The sequence below is a fragment of the Acinetobacter sp. YH12023 genome, from assembly GCF_013420135.1.
GTDB classification, from domain to species: Bacteria; Pseudomonadota; Gammaproteobacteria; order Pseudomonadales; family Moraxellaceae; genus Acinetobacter; species Acinetobacter amyesii.
Genome location: NZ_VOYU01000002.1, coordinates 131,157 through 148,592, shown reverse-complemented (window position 1 = coordinate 148,592; position 17,436 = coordinate 131,157). Strand labels below are relative to the sequence as shown.

The window sequence follows — 17,436 nt, the reverse complement described above, 5'->3', positions numbered from 1 at the left end:
AGAGAAATGTGTCGATATATGTGCGGATTTTATTGCCCCATCGCACAAAGCTCGTGAAAGATATTCACGAAAAAGCATTTGATAAAATGGGCGGCTATTTATACCATAGTCACATACAAATTTCCAAAAGTTTTTAGAGATCATGAACAGTACTTACGAAGCTCCACGTCGATTAATTAAAACGCCTGACGAAATTGAAAAAATGCGCGTCGCGGGTCGACTGGCGGCAGAAGTTTTGGATATGATCAAACCGCATATTGTTCCAGGTGTGACTACCCTAGAACTTGATACGATTTGTCATGACTATATTGTCAATAAACAAGAAGCTATTCCTGCATGTTTAGGTTATGGCGCTGCGCCGGGTCGTCCAGCATTCCAGCACGTGATCTGTACTTCAGTGAACCATGTGGTGTGTCACGGTATTCCATCTGAAAGCAAAAAGTTAAAAAAAGGTGACATTTTAAACATCGATGTCACTGTGATTAAAGATGGTTACCACGGTGATACCAACATGATGTACATCGTGGGTGGTGAAACATCTATTTTAGCGAACCGTTTATGTAAAGTTGCTCAAGAAGCCATGTACCGTGGTATGGCGGTAGTAAAACCGGGCGCAACCATGGGCGATATTGGTAATGCTATTCAACAATATGTTGAATCAGAACGTTTTGGCGTTGTACGTGAATATTGTGGTCATGGTATTGGTACTGTTTTCCACGACGAACCACAAGTTTTACACTACGGTCAACCCAATACAGGCATGATCTTAGAAGAAGGCATGACCTTTACCATCGAACCAATGGTGAATGGTGGCGACTGGAAAACCAAACTTCTTGGCGATAAATGGACTGTCGTGACTAAAGATCATAGCTTGTCTGCACAGTACGAACACACGCTACTTGTAACAAAAAATGGTGTAGAAGTGCTAACTGCTCGCCCTGAAGAAGATTTATCGCGTTTTGTTCAATAAGCAAAGTATTTGAAGTATAAAATTTTATTAAAAATGGTCACACAGGTTGTGGCCTTTTTTATGCCCTTTTTTATCCGTGACTTTAAGATTTTTCCATAAAATTTGATTAAAAATTTAAGTAACTCAATGTAAATTTTCTTAATTATAGGGTTAGGATGGAATATCACACTTTTTTGCACATTGTTGATTTTGCCACTCCCCATTACTGTGCATTTAAGCTAAGATAGTGTGCTTTTTATTTTTTAATCCCTATAAGAAGGAATACTGCCGTGGACGTACGTCTGTCTGATCGTGTAAATAGCATCAAACCGTCCCCTACACTTGCTGTTACTAACAAAGCTGCTGAATTGAAAGCTGCTGGTAAAAACGTAATTGGTTTAGGCGCAGGTGAACCGGATTTCGATACCCCACAACACATCAAAGATGCTGCAATTGCTGCTATCAACAATGGCTTCACTAAATATACAGCTGTTGACGGTACTCCAGGTCTTAAAAAAGCAATTATTGCTAAATTAAAACGCGACAATAACCTTGATTACGCTGCAAACCAAATTTTGGTTTCTTGTGGTGGTAAACAATCTTTCTTTAACTTGGCACTTGCTTTGTTAAACAAAGGTGACGAAGTAATTATCCCTGCTCCTTACTGGGTAAGCTACCCAGACATGGTGATCATTGCTGAAGGTACTCCTGTAATCGTGAAATGTGGTGAAGACCAACGTTTCAAAATTACGCCTGCTCAATTAGAAGCTGCAATCACTGACAAAACTCGTTTAGTGGTTCTAAACAGCCCTTCTAACCCAACAGGTATGATCTACACTAAAGAAGAATTGCTTGCTTTAGCTGACGTACTACGTAAATACCCAGAAGTTTTAGTTGCTTCTGATGACATGTACGAACCAATCCGTTGGGACGACGAATTCTACAACATCGCAACAGTTGCACCAGACCTTTACGATCGCGTAATCGTTCTTAACGGTGTATCTAAAGCTTATGCAATGACTGGCTGGCGTATTGGCTACGCAGCGGGCCCTGCTAAACTTATTGGTGCGATGAAAAAAATCCAATCTCAATCAACTTCAAACCCAACTTCTATTTCACAAGTTGCTGCTGAAGCTGCATTGAATGGCCCTCAAGACGTTCTTGAGCCAATGATTGAAGCATTCAAACGCCGTCACGACCTAGTTGTGAAAGGCTTGAACGACATCAACGGTATTACTTGCCTTCCTGCTGATGGTGCATTCTATGCATACGCAAACATCCGTCCATTGATTCGTGCAAAAGGTTTAAAATCTTGCACAGAATTCTCTGCATGGTTATTGGAAGAAACTGGTGTTGCAGTAGTTCCTGGAGATGCATTCGGTCTTGGCGGTTACATGCGTATTTCTTATGCAACTGCAGACGAAGTACTTGTAGATGCGCTTGCACGTATCAAAAAAGCTGCTGATTCAATCGAAGGCGTAGATGCTGCGATTGCTTCAATTGCTGCTGAAAAATAATCTGCTTTTAAAAAGCTAGATTTAAAAAACCCGCGCATATCGCGGGTTTTTTATACTCATCAAAAGAATAAATAAATACTCTTCACTTCAACACGCTTTTGATCAATTTTTTTCGCGGTTCAAACTAAATAACAAAGCTCATCCAGCCCATTTGACTTCCTTCAAATCGACTTAAATATTAAAAAACCAAACGATAAAACCTAAAACTAACCTTCATATTCAAATCTTTGGTTTGCATTCTTTTTACGTTTTCAGCTATGTTATTTAAATAAGTTCCATTTTAGAACCCAAAATAACCACAAAACTAACCTATCCAGAGATCTACCAATGAACATCAAAGAAATGACTGGACTCGAAATTTTAAAGGCAATGATGCAAGGCCAAATTCCACCTGCAAGCATTAGTGAAATTATTCCAATGCAACCCAAAAAGATTGAACAAGGTAATGTAGAGTTTGTTGTAAAAGCCGATCAGCGCCATTTAAATCCACTTGGTGGTGTGCATGGTGGCTTTGCAGCAACAGTCTTAGATACAGTTACAGGGTGTGTCGTACACTCAGCATTAGAAGCTGGTATAGGCTATGGCACCATTGATCTCAATATAAAAATGTGTAGACCTATCCCTAAAAATCAAGATTTAACCGCAATAGGCCATTTAATTAATATCAGCAAAAATTTAGCAATTTCAGAAGGCAGAATTATGGATAACAATGGAAAGATATATGCTCATGCAACAGCGACATGCATGATTATACGTCCTTAATATTTTTATTTTTCTGCTCGCAATTCAATGCGAGCAGATGATGATTCAAACTTAAATTGCTGAATGTAATGCGCGAATTAATTGGCCTTCGCTTAGATCAATGCGATTACTGCCCTTTTGAAAGCAGTAATATTTTAAAGCACTATCTAACTCAACCCGAAGTTCTTGTTGTTCTGAAATAGACCATACTTTAGAACGATTTGAGCCTGATAACGCATTACCGGCCAATTGGTATAAATACAAATCTTGCTTGCGTTGCAAAGGCACACGACGGCCATCATCTTGATGTTCAAAACGTAAATGACATGGCGTGTTGATCAACCATTTTTCACTAAACCACAGTTGTAATAAATCACCCAATGCCAAGTCACGTCGACCCAAAGGCCAAACGTCAACGTACGCACCTTCCACAGGTGTTTGATATTGCTCTTGATTACTAATAATGGAAAGATATTTTTCTTGATAAAAAGAAAAATTTGAAAAAATCTGAGAAATAGTCAGCGTATTCATTCGCTTTCTCCTGTTTAGCCATTTTAGTGCTGGCAAGTTGGGTTTAAATCCACACTGTTTAAACATATGTTTAAACGCTCTGTTGTTGCATTCAGACTATCAATTGAATTTTTTCTTTGCAAGCCTAAGATTCATTTTTTCTAAAAAATCCTTCTTTTTGTTCAAATAAAAAACATCTATCACGCATTTCTCCTCATATTGGTATTTTTAGCTTGACCCTCTTCAAAATCTGCTTATAATCGCATTCAGATTCTCCAATAGCTCAGTCGGTAGAGCGACGGACTGTTAATCCGCAGGTCCCTGGTTCGAGCCCAGGTTGGAGAGCCAAATTCTAAAGCCCATTTATTTAAATGGGCTTTTTTAATGACTATGATTTACATATAATCTATAAGTCATTGTCATTAAAATAAAAAAATGTTAATTCAAGTTGATGCTGAATCAAATAAAACTGCCTTAAAACACTATCTCACTGCATTCATTTTTCTTTTAATTTTTATCAGCCCATTTGCAATTTATTTGGTGAGCTGCACACCCGAAAGTGAAATTGAGCAACATTTCAAAACGCCACCCAATTTATATAATAGTGAAACCAACACCCTTCTTGACAGCAGCCTACAATGGTTGATTCCACCTCAGCAGATTCAAAATCACAATACTATTCCGGAAAAATCTGAATCTGTATTGAACGAGATGACAGAAGGACAATATTGGTCGAGCACACCGATTACACTGCAAAACCAATCTGATCAACTGTATGTTCATATTGATTTTGCAGGTCAGCAACAAACACGAAAAGATCTTGAAATTTCGGTACTCCCGTTATGCATTGTTCAAGAAAAAGAAACGCCATGCATGAAAGCTGGGTTAAATGCAACTGGACAACTTTTTAACATCTCAACTCAAAAAAATACGAAATATTACACATTGGAAACCAATAAGTCTTGGATGTTTTATGGCCATGATTTCCAAGAAAATTATATTATTCCACCGCAAGCCACACTCAAATTTTTAGTTAAAGCCAACATCCCTGAACACTTAACCCTGCAATGGCTTCGCCTAAGCATCAGTACTAGCCCCATTGTTGAGAAACAGCAGAATTATATGCTCATGACGCAAAACAGTATGAAAATAAAATATGCACTTGCTCTATTGCCACTCTTCATATTCGCTTTGATGCACATTTTTCAAGGGTTTGAAAGCCTTCGTAATTTATCTATCGGCGCACTTTCAGCACTTTTATTTGTAATCAACACCATCATTTGGGATATCCACTATATGGTGATTGGTTGTGTGATTTTATGTTTTGCAAGTGTCTGTTATTGTTTTGAGAGCCGATATTATCGATTGCTTTATTTAACGGGTTATTTACTAATTGCAGGCTATTCGCAGCAATATTATGGCGGTTTTAATAAACACTTTTTCGCTCAAACCAGTTTAATTTTATTGATAGGTTTATCGATGTTTTATCTTGAACCTAAAGATAGCTAAATCATTTTCATAAAAAAGCTCTGCAAATCGCAGAGCTTTTTCTCATTTAACTACCCTTCGCTTTAGATCACATTAAAACTCAAAGTATATTTATATCGTTTTAATGCGTCTCCCTTCATCTCAAAAGGCTGCTGATAGTCAATTTTCAGTAAATACTGACCACGATCTGCTAGATTAAAATTTAAGTTTCCATCTTGATCAGTTTTAAGCGTTTTATAAACCTTTCCTTCACGGCTGTAATCCGTCGTTTGCTGCAAAATTTCAACCTGTAAACCCGGAACCGCTTTTTTCTGATCTAGCACTTTCAGTTGTACTGGCTCATTTTGCATAATAGCATTCGGATGAGTTTTAAATTGCACATCAAAACCATCATGCAAATGATTCACCACTTGTGTAGACGTTACACGGCGCGATACAAAAGTTTCAATGATTTCTTGGGTTTGAATACTTTTGATTTGCGACTTTTTAGACAACTCCGCTGTGTAAATAACATTTGCATTCACAGTTTTTTGAAGATCACGCGCACCATTGATTAACGCTTTCCACTGCTTTTGATCATAAGCAAAACGCGCTGTACTTCCCTGTTTTTCACCACGAATACGATACGTGCCATCCTGCTTATTTTCTAAACTATAACTGCTGACTGTTTGAGTTTTTGCCCAATCGGCATCTGTTAAATGCAGCTTATCACCTGATGGTGTATGTACATGGAAATTAAAGTTTTTAATGGCTATTTCAGAAACAAACGGATTGTCATAAAAACCAGAAAGAATGGCACTGTGATTATTAAAAGTTTGATAGTTTAGAGGCGCAACATAAGGATAATGCGCTTGAGCCTGGCCAACCGTACACAAAGCTAAACAGAGTAAAGTGAATTGTAATTTCATATTAAATAAGTGAGCTTAAATTGTTTGATTCATAGAGATCGTTTCATTTTAGATTCACCCAAGACAATTGTAAATAATTCTTATTATCATTTATTTTAAGTGCATAAAAAATCCCCCATTCTGGAGGATTATTTTATCAAGCTGCTTTGACTGGCACACCACTATGAAAGCGGAATAAATCATCTGGGCTGCTAATCAGATTTTTTTCAATTTCACGAATATGCTCAATACGCATCTGAATATCTTCTTTCGGGTTCTTTAGCTTATTGGTCGTCGCCACATCCATGGCCAATGCTAAATAGTCCTCATAATGGCGTGATTCAGACTTTAGCAAATAGCGGTAGTAACGCCCCAACTCTTCATCCACATGTGGTGCAAGCGCATAGAAACGCTCACATGACCGTGCTTCAACAAATGCGCCGATCACCAAGATATCGATTAACGCTTCTGGCTCATAAGTCCGTACTTCTTTGCGTAGACCACCTGCATACCGACCAGCACTGATTGCAGTCCATTCCTGACCACGTTTTGCCATCAGTTCCAGCACTTGCTCATAGTGCAGCATTTCTTCACGAACTAGCTGTGCTAGTTTGATTTGTAAATCAGAGAAAAAACTATAACGAAACATCAAATTCATTGCTGTACTTGCAGCTTTCTTTTCACAATTGGCATGATCCTGCATCAGGATATCCAAATTATTTAAAGCTTCATCTAGCCATGCTTTTGGTGTTTCACACCCCAAGAAGCCAATGACTGGCTTCATTAGGTCATCATAATCAATATTTGACATATACTTTACTTAAAAAATTAACGTGCGGCTTTAATCGCAGCTTTCATTTGTTTCACAGACTGTGCCAATCCAATAAACACTGCATCAGCAATAACCGAGTGACCAATATTTAGTTCATGAATTTGAGCAATGCGCGCAATCGGAGTGACATTGTCAATATTTAAGCCATGACCAGCATTCACAATCAATCCTTTAGATGCCGCATATTCAGCACCTCGAATAATACGTTCCAGCTCTGCTTTCTGCGCTTCAGGTGTTTCAGCATCTGCATATGCACCTGTATGCAACTCAATCGTAGGCGCACCACAGGCAATCGCTGCATCAATTTGAGCAAAGTCAGCATCAATAAATAATGAAACTTCGCAACCAATCGCCGCGAGTGCTTGAGTCGCGTTTTTTACATCTTCAAAATGCCCAACCACATCTAGACCACCTTCAGTCGTGACTTCTTCACGCTTTTCAGGAACAAAGCATACATGATGCGGCTGAATCTCTTTGGCAAATTCAACCATTTCATTGGTCACTGCCATTTCAAGGTTCATATGGGTTTTTAATACAGAACGCATACGACGTACATCATCATCTTTAATATGGCGACGATCTTCACGTAAATGCAGCGTAATCCCTTCCGCCCCCGCTTGCTCACAAATAATTGCGGCATTCACAGGATCTGGATAAGTTGTCCCACGTGCATTTCGTAGTGTTGCCACATGGTCAATATTTACACCAAGCAAAGCTGCCATAATTCTTTCCTAATGACGTTGAGTTTGAGAATTCTGTATCCACAATTGACGACTTTTTAATGGACGATCGCCAAGCAAGGAAGTAATCATTTGTCGGTACAACTTAGACAGTAATTGTAACTGTTCAGGATTAAATTCCCCACCTTTTTCATAATCACACATACTTAAAATATGTTGACCTGACAATGTTGCGCGTGAGGCTTTAATGACAGGTTGAAAACCTTCGTTTAAATGAAATTGATAATTTTCATGAGGCTGAATTTGCTGTTGATTTGCATCAGTTGAAAAATCCAACGCAAAACCCAACTCTTCAAGCAGCACATGCTCAAATTGTCTAAGGATTTGCCGTAAGAATAGATCTGGGTGGGCCTGGACAGACATGCATTGAAGTTTTTCCAAGGTGTGTGCATATTGAGCAAATGTCTCAGGCATCTCAACCTCTAACGGACATAGCCTCAATAAAACTTCATTTAGATAAAATCCTGAAAAAAAAGCATCACCAAAAAAGAAAATCGGTTGATTGACAATTTCGAGTTTACTAAAGTTTTTAAGTTCGGACTTACCAGATGCTTGCAAGCAAATTGGTTGATACTGGGGAGGTGGCGTTTGCCTGAGAATACCATCAATTCGACCATGCTCCTGAGTAAACAAGTGCACAATATGACTTTTTTCACGATATTTACGATGGTGAATTAAATAACCATGCAGTATCTCATTACGCATGATTTGAAATATTAATCCTTGTCTTTCTTTTTCTTGTCGTCTTCATCTTCATCCCCATCTGGAATGACTGCACCCACAACTGCAGCAGTACCTTTAACCACGCCTTTTGTGGTTTTATAAGCCACTTTGACAGGAACAGTAACGATTTTATGAATACACCCTTGTAGAAACAAAACACATGCAACTACGGCCAATACTTTCATCATTACTCTTCCCTCAAAGTTTGTTATTTAACGATTAGATATCGCTATAACCTAAGCTTTTCAATGCACGCTCATCATCAGACCAACCGCCTTTGACTTTCACCCAAAGCGTCAACATGATCTTTTGCTCGAACATTTTTTCCATATCTACACGTGCATCCATACCGATTTTCTTCAGTTTGGCACCCTTCTCACCAATAACAATGGCTTTTTGGCCAGAGCGATCGACAAAAATCGTCGCATCAATATAGGTACACGCCGCTTTAGGACGACCAGTTTTTGGATTAACTGTTGCTTCTTCTGTTTTAAACGACTCAATTTGAACCGTTAAATCATAAGGAAGCTCTTCACCCAATTGACGCATGATTTTTTCACGAATAATTTCAGAGGCAAGGAAGCGCTCTGAACGATCCGTTAATTGCTCAAGTGAATACAGTGGTGGTTGGAATGGTAAATATTTCTCAATCGTGCTGCGCAAATGATCTAAATTTGCACCACGTAATGCTGATACAGGAACAATTTCTGCAAAATTCATTAATTTTGCACGCTCTTGTATCAATGGTAATGCATGGTTTTTATTCTCTAGTGTATCAATTTTATTGATCACAAGAATCACTGGCATATCGGCATTTTTTAGCTTTTCTAACACTAAATCATCATTCTGTGTCCATTTGTCTGCATCAATCACAAACAAAACTAAGTTCACATCACGAAGTGCAGAATGTGCCGCACGGTTCATCATTTTATTAATGGCACGGACTTCTTTTTTGTGCATCCCCGGGGTATCTACAAATACCGCTTGAGATTTTTCGCGTGAGTCAATACCCACAATTTTATGACGTGTGGTCTGTGGTTTACGAGAGGTAATGGAAAGTTTTTGACCCAAAATATGGTTCATCAACGTTGATTTACCCACGTTTGGACGACCAACAATCGCCACAAACCCACTTTTAAAATCGGCTGGAATTTCAGTGCCTTGTGCACTAAAGAACTGACTAATTAAATCGTTACTGTCGCCTTGCGACTCGTGATCAGCATCTACGTGATCGGAATGAGTAGTCATTAAGACTTTTTCTCCAAAATTTCTAAGATTTCTGCCGCTACTGCCTGTTCAGCAAAGCGACGACTTGAACCTTCACCGTATTTAACAGGGAGCCCTTCAACTGTACATTCAACTTTAAAATGTTGGTTCGGAGCATCACCCTGAATATCTACAACCTCGTAAACCGGGAGAGGTTTTTTACGTGCTTGTAAATACTCTTGCAAACGTGATTTAGGATCTTTCAGTTGATCAGTTGGTTCAATATGATCTAAATATGGCACATACCATTTAAGAACAATCGGTTCCAGAATTTTTAAATCCTGACAATCGACATAGATTGCACCAATGATCGATTCAACGGTATCCGCAAGTATAGACTCACGATGATGACCGCCAGATTTCAACTCACCTGTACTCAAGATTAATTCTTGACTGAGTTTTAAGTCATTGGCAATTTTTCCTAGCGCTTCCTGACGAACCAGTGTCGCACGCATACGCGTTAAACGCCCTTCATTTTCATGCGGGTAGGCATGGTATAGATAATTAGCAATTATCATACCCAACAATGAATCGCCCAGATATTCTAGGCGCTCATAATTGTATTTATGGCTCACCGATCGGTGGGTCAAGGCCAGTTGCAACAATTCAGGTTGTTTAAACTGATAACCGATACGACTTGCTAAACGAGCTTCATTTAGCTTGGACTGAGCTTTGATCAAAACTTTTCTCGAACTTCAACACAATATCAATATTCAATAAGAAAGGTTTTCTTATTTCATAATTTTTTTCCACTCGTAAACCATTATCATTGTTTACTTGTGCAATATCTGAAAATTTAATATCAATCATATTCATATTAAATCGTTTATCCATTTCCTTTACAAATCCAGCTGGACTAATATTCTTAGGAGCACTAACAAGTTGCTCACGGATCTGACTATTAATCATCCGATCCTCAAAATATGGCCCCCATACTGCAATTGCAACCTTCGCCATAAATGCAAAACCAACTACAGCTAACATTATAGCTAAATAAGACGTTCCCCGTTGATGTCTCATTTTATATTCCTATTTTTACAGACTAATCAATACTGCCATTACGACTAAATGAAGGCAGTTTTAAACCAGGTTCCTTATGCATCCACTTGTAAAAAGCCCGTCCAGTGAGGTTTTCTTCAGGCACAAAGCCCCAAAAACGACTGTCCGCACTTTGATCGCGATTATCCCCCATCGCGAAATAGTGACCTTCAGGAACCTTAACTTCCCAATATAAACCATTTTCTGTTGAATATTTACCATTTTCAACATAGTTGATAAATGGTGCTTGGCGCGCAACATTGACGCCTTCAAGCTCACGCATGGTAAACGTATGCTTACCCATGGTTTCTTTATGATAAATCGATGTAGGTGTATCAAGTTGATCTTTTTCACGGCTAAATTCTACAGGAAATTTTGCCACCTTTTGACCATTCACACTCAGTTGACCATGATCGTAAATAATATGATCACCTGGTAAACCGACCACTCGTTTAATATAGCTGATGGTTGGTTGTGGTGGATAACGGAATACAATGACATCACCACGCTCAGGTTCACCGACATCAAGAATTTTTTTATTGACGATAGGTAAACGTACGCCATACTGATATTTATTCACCACAATAAAATCACCTGTCTCTAAAGTTGGAACCATAGAGTCTGATGGAATATTAAATGGCTCATATAAGAATGAACGCATCACCAAAACTATCGCTAGAATCGGCCAGAAATCATAAGCCCATGCGATAACGACATTTTCATTCCCCTTACCTTTGGTCTGCCGTTGCTTCCAGACAAACTTATCCAACAACCAAATTAAGAAAAAAATGACTGTGGCAGGAACAAGGATCAAATTAAAGTCAAAATCCATGAGCTCATAAACCTCTATTTATTATCTTTCTACTTTCAATACAGCAAGGAACGCTTCTTGTGGGATTTCGACGCTGCCCACTTGTTTCATACGTTTCTTACCTTCTTTTTGTTTCGCAAGAAGTTTCTTCTTACGCGATACGTCACCACCATAACATTTAGCCAAAACGTTTTTACGCATCGCTTTTACAGTTGAACGTGCAATGATTTGTGCACCAATCGCTGCTTGAATAGCCACATCGAACATTTGACGTGGAATTAAATCTTTCATTTTTTCCACAAGTGCAATACCACGATGGCGAGCATCTTGTCGGTGGCAAATCATGGCCAAGGCATCAACTTTTTCACCGTTGATTAACACATCCACCTTAACTAGAGATGAACTCTCAAAACGCACAAAGTTATAATCTAACGATGCAAAACCGCGTGAACATGATTTCAATTTATCAAAGAAATCCATCACTACTTCAGCCATTGGGATTTCAAACGTAATGGCCACTTGGTTCGCCATAAACTTCATATTCTTTTGAACGCCGCGACGTTCAACACATAAAGTCATCACATTACCCAAGTATTCTTGCGGTACTAAAATGTGACATTCAGCAATTGGCTCACGTAAGTCTTCAACTGTTGAACCATCCGGCATTTTAGAAGGACTGTCGATATAAATGGTTTGACCATTTTTCATCACCGCTTCATAAATTACGGTTGGTGCTGAAGAAATCAGGTCCAGATCATACTCACGTTCTAAACGTTCTTGTACAATTTCCATGTGCAGCATACCCAAGAAGCCACAACGGAAGCCAAAACCAAGTGCATCTGAACTTTCAGGTTCAAAGAATAATGCGGAGTCATTAATTTGCAGTTTGTGCAGCGCCTCACGGAACGGTTCAAATTCACTTGAATCGATTGGGAATAAACCTGCATAGACCTGTGGTTTGACTTTTTTGAAACCCGGTAAGCTTTCAACTTCTGGTGTAGTTGCCAAGGTAATCGTATCACCAACTGGAGCACCAAAAATATCTTTAATACCCGCGATCACGAAACCAACTTCACCTGCTTCGAGCATGTCAGTTTCTGTATGTTTCGGATTAAAAATACCTACTGAGGTGATGATGTGCGTTTGACCAGTTGATTTCATCAACATTTTATCGCCTTTACGCACACGACCTTCTTTAATACGAACTAAAGAAACCACGCCCAAATAGTTGTCGAACCAAGAGTCAACTATTAAGGCTTGTAATGGTGCATTACGATCGCCTTCGGGTGCAGGAATGACATTGACTAGTGTTTCAAGCACCCCTTCAATGCCTAGACCGGTTTTAGCTGAACACGTCGGTGCTTCAGTCGCTTCGATGCCAATAATGTCTTCAATTTCTTGAATAACACGCTCTGGCTCTGCTTGCGGCAAATCAATTTTATTTAAAACAGGTAGGACTTCTAAACCTTGTTCAATTGCTGTATAGCAGTTAGCAACAGACTGTGCTTCGACACCTTGTGCAGCATCGACAACCAACAGTGCACCTTCACACGCAGCCAATGAACGTGAAACTTCATAAGAAAAGTCAACGTGCCCAGGTGTGTCAATGAAGTTGAGTTGGTATTCTTCACCGTTAGGATGAGTGTAATACAAAGTCACAGACGTAGCTTTAATCGTAATACCACGCTCACGTTCTAATTCCATAGAATCTAGAACCTGTGCCTGCATTTCACGATCTTGCAGGCCACCACAAGTTTGAATAAATCGGTCGGCAAGCGTCGACTTACCATGGTCGATATGCGCAATGATCGAGAAGTTACGAATGTTTTTTATATCAACAGATTTTTTAGCTTGCGCCATGGGCTACCTTGGAAAAATAAAAGCGCTATACATGCAATTCTTTATGCATAGCAAAAGCCGAATAGAAATTGCCGAGGATTATAGCAGATGGATTTTTCAAAGTATCGAAAATAATGCATTGCTTTTATGCTAAGCACTTATCCTGCGTGTAGAACTTAACTAGTCTTCGCTTTAATATGAGGATTCAATTAAAAATCAGAAATCATAAGTACTAAAATCAAGCGGATTTATGCTATCTGCGATGGGTTGATAAGCTTGGGTAAATGTTGGCGACATGCGCTTTGGACGGCCTGTAGCAATTTCAATGCATGCCCACTGTGTATTGCCTGTAAATAATATCGCTTTGTCTTTAGGGCGATAAAATACGTACTGCCGAAACGAATACAATGCATTGATATCATTTAGCCAAGTTCGTAAAATAATCTCCTCACCTTCGAGCGCTGCTTTACGATATTGCACATGATGCTCAACAGCGACCATGGCATGCTTCAATTCAATATATTCTTTTAAGCCTAAACCCAAAGCTTCAATATGTGCTGTCGCGACATCTTGCATCCAACTGACGTACACCACGTTATTCACATGATTTAATGTGTCGATATGTTCAGCTTGAACTGTAATTTTTAAATCAAAGATATCGCTCATAGCGTCCTGCAAATTTTAAATTGTGGCCCACAGTCTACCCATTTTTATCTAAGGGTGAATTGCAAAAACGCTAAAGTTAAAAAACCACTCGCTTGGAGTGGTTTTCATTTAGTAAATCATTACTGAATACGCATGCCCACAATCGCACGCTGTCCCTGACGAATCAAAGAAACACGTGCAATGCTACCATTTTTCAACTCAGAAATAACTTTCACAAAATCTTCAGCATTGTTTACGACTTTATTATTAACTTGGGTGACAACATCCCCCGGCTGAATTCTCGCTTGTGAAGCAATACCACCAGCTCGTACATCTTGAATTAAGACACCGCCTTTTAGACTCAGTTGTTTTAATTCATCTGCGTTTAAGTTGCGAATTGACACCCCAATCACAGGACCTTTTTTCACAGATGTCGTTTCAGCTTTTGCAGGCGTATCATCTGGTGCTGTGATCAAGGTTGCTGAAATATTTTGGCGTTTATCATCACGCAGCACTTCAAGCTGAATACTTTGATTTGGACCTGTACGATTAAGATAATTCAGCAGTTCGCCTGTACGTGAAATTGGTGTGCCATTAAATTTCAAAATGACATCACCCACTTTAAAGCCAGCTTTTGCAGCTGGTGAATTTGGTGCAACTTGAGTAATCAAAGAGCCTTCTGGTTTTGAAAGGTTATAAGACTCTGCAAGATTACGATCGATATCTTGTAGCATGACGCCTAAATAAGCACGTGTTACCTTGCCGTTTTTCTTTAATTGGTCTGCAACATCCATTGCAACATCAATGGGAATCGAGAACGATAACCCCATATAACCGCCTGTACCACTAAAGATACGAGAATTTACCCCGACCACTTCACCAGACTGATTAAATAATGGACCACCAGAATTACCCGGGTTCAATGCCACGTCAGTTTGAATGAATGGAACCGAGGTTTCTCCCATCATATTACGCATTTTAGCACTAACGATTCCTGCCGAAGCTGAATAGTCGAAGCCAAATGGTGAACCAATGGCCAACACTGGCTCACCTACACGTAAACGGTCAACATTGCCTGTGCGTAGCTCAGGAAAATTTGAACCTTTGACCTTTAACAAAGCCACGTCAGTCCGCTCATCACTACCCACAACTGTGGCATCAATTTCACGGCGGTCATTCAGTACGATGGTGACTTTCGAGGCATCTTCTACCACATGGTGATTTGTCAATAAATAACCATCTTTACTAATAAAGAATGCGCTTCCATAACCGGTCTTTTCTTGCGGCATTTTTTGCTGCGGAATAACCACCTGATTACCGAAAAAGCGTCGTAATATTTCTGGGACTTGTTGCTGCAAAAGCTCTTCTTGACTAAGCTTTTTAACCACATTCACGCTTACGACAGCTGGGCTGACTTGTTCAACCAAATTGGAAAAATCAACAGGACCCGCTGCCTGAGTCTGCACGCTAGCAACCGTAAACACAGCCGCATAGAGTCCCTTTTGTAAATACGATTTATTCATTGTTAGCATTCACTCAATTGTGCTTATCATTTGAAATACGTTAGTTTTTATCACAATGCAAGTCTAAGCTTCGTAATAAAATGTTTGATGATTATTTATGATAAACAATCTTAAACATTCCTTAAATATTACAGATCTATGAATATTTTTCATTATTTAGTTAATTTATAGTCATTGCGTTTATAAGAAAAAACAGTTGTGATGATCGGACATTTTTTAAAATTAGCTGATGGACATGTCTAATTTAAACACGATACATCAATTTGATGTAATTATTGTGGGAAGTGGCGGTGCAGGCCTAAGTTTAGCCCTATCGCTACCAGATCATTTTAATATTGCTGTTTTAGCTAAATCGACGCTGACGGATGCCAGTACATATTATGCCCAAGGTGGTGTTGCTGCCGTCCTCGATAAAACAGATTCTATTGAACAGCATATCAATGACACCATGATTGCCGGTGCGCATTTATGTGAAATGGCGGCGGTAAAACAAACCGTTGAAGGTGGTAAATCTTCTGTCGATTTTCTACTGAATCAGGGTGTGCAATTTACTTTAGACGAACAAGAACAGTTACATCTGACACGTGAAGGTGGTCACTCTCACCGGCGGATTATCCATGCAGCAGATGCCACAGGTCGTGCTATTTCCACAACATTGGTTGAACGTGCGCAAGAAAAAGCCAATATTCATATTTTTGAAAATTTTATTGCAATCGATTTAATCACCGCACAAAAATTAAATCCTGAAACTGAAAACCGTGCTCTCGGTCTGTATGCTTTAGATGAAAAAACCGAAAAAGTACATACCTTTTTAGCACCCTTCACTGCCCTTGCCTGTGGTGGTGCCATGAAGGCATATTTATATACATCAAATCCCGACATTGCGACGGGTGATGGTATTGCCATGGCGTATCGTGCAGGCTGCCGTGTTGCCAATATGGAGTTTAACCAATTCCATCCAACCTGTTTATATCATCCTCAAGCTCGCTCTTTCTTAATTACCGAAGCGATGCGTGGCGAAGGTGCCTATTTACGTCTTCCAGATGGTGAACGCTTTATGCTGCGCTTTGATGAGCGTGCCGAATTAGCACCACGCGATATCGTAGCGCGCGCTATTGATTATGAAATCAAACGTCTAGGAATCCGTCATGTTTGGCTTGATATCACCCATAAACCTGCAGAATTTGTCAAAGAACATTTTCCAACATTGTATGCACGCTTAATGGAACTCGGTATTGATATTACCAAAGAAATGATTCCGGTGGTTCCGGCAGCACACTACACCTGTGGTGGCGTTGTGGTCGATGAAAACAGTCAGACCGATATTCCAGGCCTATATGCCATTGGGGAAACCTCTTATACCGGCCTACATGGTGCAAACCGTATGGCGAGTAACTCCTTACTGGAATGTTTCGTTTATGGCATGAGTGCTTCAGCACATATCACAGCACAGCATCAAGGGACTTATCAGGCACCTCATGTCCCAGAATGGGATGACTCGCAAGTGACTAACCCTGATGAAGATGTAGTGATTTTGCAAAATTGGGACGAGCTTCGCCAAACCATGTGGAACTACGTGGGCATTGTCAGAACGACCAAGCGCCTCCAACGTGCCCTACACCGCATTGAAATGCTTAAGCGTGAAATCACCGAGTATTACCAAGATTACCAAGTCAGTAAAAATCTGATTGAACTCCGTAACTTAGTATTGGTATCAGAAATGATTGTGCGCTGTGCAATGGAACGTAAAGAGTCTCGTGGTCTGCATTTCACTTTAGACTATCCTGAACAAGCAGACGAACTACGTAAAACGGTGTTAAGTCCACCCGATTTCACGGTTGATTGCCCTGTAGTTAATACTGAGTTAGTCTCTTAAAACTTTTAAATCAAAAAAAGCCGCACATGAAGTCGGCTTTTTTCGATTTTA

Annotated in this window: 18 protein-coding genes and 1 tRNA gene; 6 read left to right on the top strand and 13 right to left on the bottom strand. The window is 39.6% G+C overall.

The genetic code is table 11. The features are described from left to right. Positions 1 to 142: 142 nt before the first annotated feature. The 3 genes from map (at position 143) to FTT92_RS02250 (ending at position 3,228) form a co-directional block, all read left to right on the top strand. Positions 143 to 970 carry a type I methionyl aminopeptidase gene (gene map / locus FTT92_RS02260; protein WP_168378021.1) on the top strand — a complete coding sequence of 276 codons (828 nt, stop codon included), beginning with the start codon at positions 143 to 145 and terminating at the stop codon, positions 968 to 970. Positions 971 to 1,239: 269 nt separating this feature from the next. Next, entirely contained in the window at positions 1,240 to 2,466 is a 1,227-nt protein-coding gene (locus tag FTT92_RS02255; RefSeq protein WP_111883988.1) for a pyridoxal phosphate-dependent aminotransferase, read from the top strand. Positions 2,467 to 2,793: 327 nt separating this feature from the next. Then, positions 2,794 to 3,228 carry a PaaI family thioesterase gene (locus FTT92_RS02250; protein ID WP_111883987.1) on the top strand — a complete coding sequence of 145 codons (435 nt, stop codon included), beginning with the start codon at positions 2,794 to 2,796 and terminating at the stop codon, positions 3,226 to 3,228. A 51-nt stretch (positions 3,229 to 3,279) separates the two neighbouring features. On the opposite strand, the gene FTT92_RS02245 is transcribed toward FTT92_RS02250, so the two are convergent. Continuing rightward, the gene (locus tag FTT92_RS02245) at positions 3,280 to 3,738 is read right to left on the bottom strand and encodes a hypothetical protein (RefSeq protein ID WP_180171319.1); all 459 of its coding nucleotides are present in this window, start codon (positions 3,736 to 3,738) and stop codon (positions 3,280 to 3,282) included. A gap of 251 nt (positions 3,739 to 3,989) precedes the next feature. On the opposite strand from FTT92_RS02245, the gene FTT92_RS02240 reads away from it, so the two are divergent. Next, positions 3,990 to 4,065, top strand: a tRNA-Asn gene (locus FTT92_RS02240). Positions 4,066 to 4,152: 87 nt separating this feature from the next. Beyond that, on the top strand, positions 4,153 to 5,226 hold the full coding sequence (locus FTT92_RS02235; protein ID WP_180171318.1) for a hypothetical protein: 1,074 nt from the start codon (positions 4,153 to 4,155) through the stop codon (positions 5,224 to 5,226). Positions 5,227 to 5,288: 62 nt separating this feature from the next. Here the strand turns inward: FTT92_RS02235 and FTT92_RS02230 are convergent, their stop codons facing one another. From FTT92_RS02230 to FTT92_RS02175, 12 genes are all read right to left on the bottom strand, one after another. Then, on the bottom strand, positions 5,289 to 6,113 hold the full coding sequence (locus FTT92_RS02230) for a DUF4198 domain-containing protein (RefSeq protein ID WP_180171317.1): 825 nt from the start codon (positions 6,111 to 6,113) through the stop codon (positions 5,289 to 5,291). 136 nt (positions 6,114 to 6,249) lie between these two features. Beyond that, positions 6,250 to 6,903 (bottom strand): tRNA-(ms[2]io[6]A)-hydroxylase, encoded by a 654-nt coding sequence (locus FTT92_RS02225; RefSeq protein ID WP_180171316.1) that lies wholly within the window; start codon positions 6,901 to 6,903, stop codon positions 6,250 to 6,252. A gap of 17 nt (positions 6,904 to 6,920) precedes the next feature. Continuing rightward, a complete protein-coding gene (gene pdxJ / locus FTT92_RS02220) occupies positions 6,921 to 7,646 on the bottom strand; it encodes a pyridoxine 5'-phosphate synthase (RefSeq protein ID WP_180171315.1) in 726 nt (241 codons plus the stop codon). A 9-nt stretch (positions 7,647 to 7,655) separates the two neighbouring features. Beyond that, a complete protein-coding gene (recO, locus tag FTT92_RS02215; protein ID WP_180007698.1) occupies positions 7,656 to 8,372 on the bottom strand; it encodes a DNA repair protein RecO in 717 nt (238 codons plus the stop codon). Between the two features lie 8 nt (positions 8,373 to 8,380). Beyond that, on the bottom strand, positions 8,381 to 8,575 hold the full coding sequence (locus FTT92_RS02210; protein ID WP_078192000.1) for an NF038104 family lipoprotein: 195 nt from the start codon (positions 8,573 to 8,575) through the stop codon (positions 8,381 to 8,383). Positions 8,576 to 8,606: 31 nt separating this feature from the next. After that, entirely contained in the window at positions 8,607 to 9,635 is a 1,029-nt protein-coding gene (era, locus tag FTT92_RS02205; protein ID WP_067765139.1) for a GTPase Era, read from the bottom strand. Further along, positions 9,635 to 10,333 carry a ribonuclease III gene (gene rnc / locus FTT92_RS02200; RefSeq protein WP_111883979.1) on the bottom strand — a complete coding sequence of 233 codons (699 nt, stop codon included), beginning with the start codon at positions 10,331 to 10,333 and terminating at the stop codon, positions 9,635 to 9,637. The genes era and rnc overlap by 1 nt, the downstream gene beginning before the upstream one ends. Beyond that, positions 10,305 to 10,673, bottom strand: coding sequence for a DUF4845 domain-containing protein (locus FTT92_RS02195; protein WP_078190327.1), 369 nt, complete (start codon positions 10,671 to 10,673; stop codon positions 10,305 to 10,307). Before FTT92_RS02195 ends, rnc begins: the two co-directional genes overlap by 29 nt. Positions 10,674 to 10,695: 22 nt before the next feature. Beyond that, positions 10,696 to 11,523 carry a signal peptidase I gene (gene lepB / locus FTT92_RS02190; RefSeq protein WP_180171314.1) on the bottom strand — a complete coding sequence of 276 codons (828 nt, stop codon included), beginning with the start codon at positions 11,521 to 11,523 and terminating at the stop codon, positions 10,696 to 10,698. A 21-nt stretch (positions 11,524 to 11,544) separates the two neighbouring features. Beyond that, positions 11,545 to 13,362: a translation elongation factor 4 gene (gene lepA, locus FTT92_RS02185; protein ID WP_111883977.1), complete on the bottom strand. Its 1,818-nt coding sequence runs from the start codon at positions 13,360 to 13,362 to the stop codon at positions 11,545 to 11,547. A 195-nt stretch (positions 13,363 to 13,557) separates the two neighbouring features. Beyond that, a complete protein-coding gene (locus FTT92_RS02180) occupies positions 13,558 to 14,007 on the bottom strand; it encodes a thioesterase family protein (RefSeq protein WP_180034352.1) in 450 nt (149 codons plus the stop codon). 119 nt (positions 14,008 to 14,126) lie between these two features. Further along, positions 14,127 to 15,509, bottom strand: coding sequence for a Do family serine endopeptidase (locus tag FTT92_RS02175; RefSeq protein WP_111883975.1), 1,383 nt, complete (start codon positions 15,507 to 15,509; stop codon positions 14,127 to 14,129). A gap of 229 nt (positions 15,510 to 15,738) precedes the next feature. Here FTT92_RS02175 and nadB point away from each other — a divergent pair, with 229 nt between their 5' ends. After that, positions 15,739 to 17,385: an L-aspartate oxidase gene (nadB, locus tag FTT92_RS02170; protein WP_180132883.1), complete on the top strand. Its 1,647-nt coding sequence runs from the start codon at positions 15,739 to 15,741 to the stop codon at positions 17,383 to 17,385. The last annotated feature ends 51 nt before the right edge of the window (positions 17,386 to 17,436 follow it).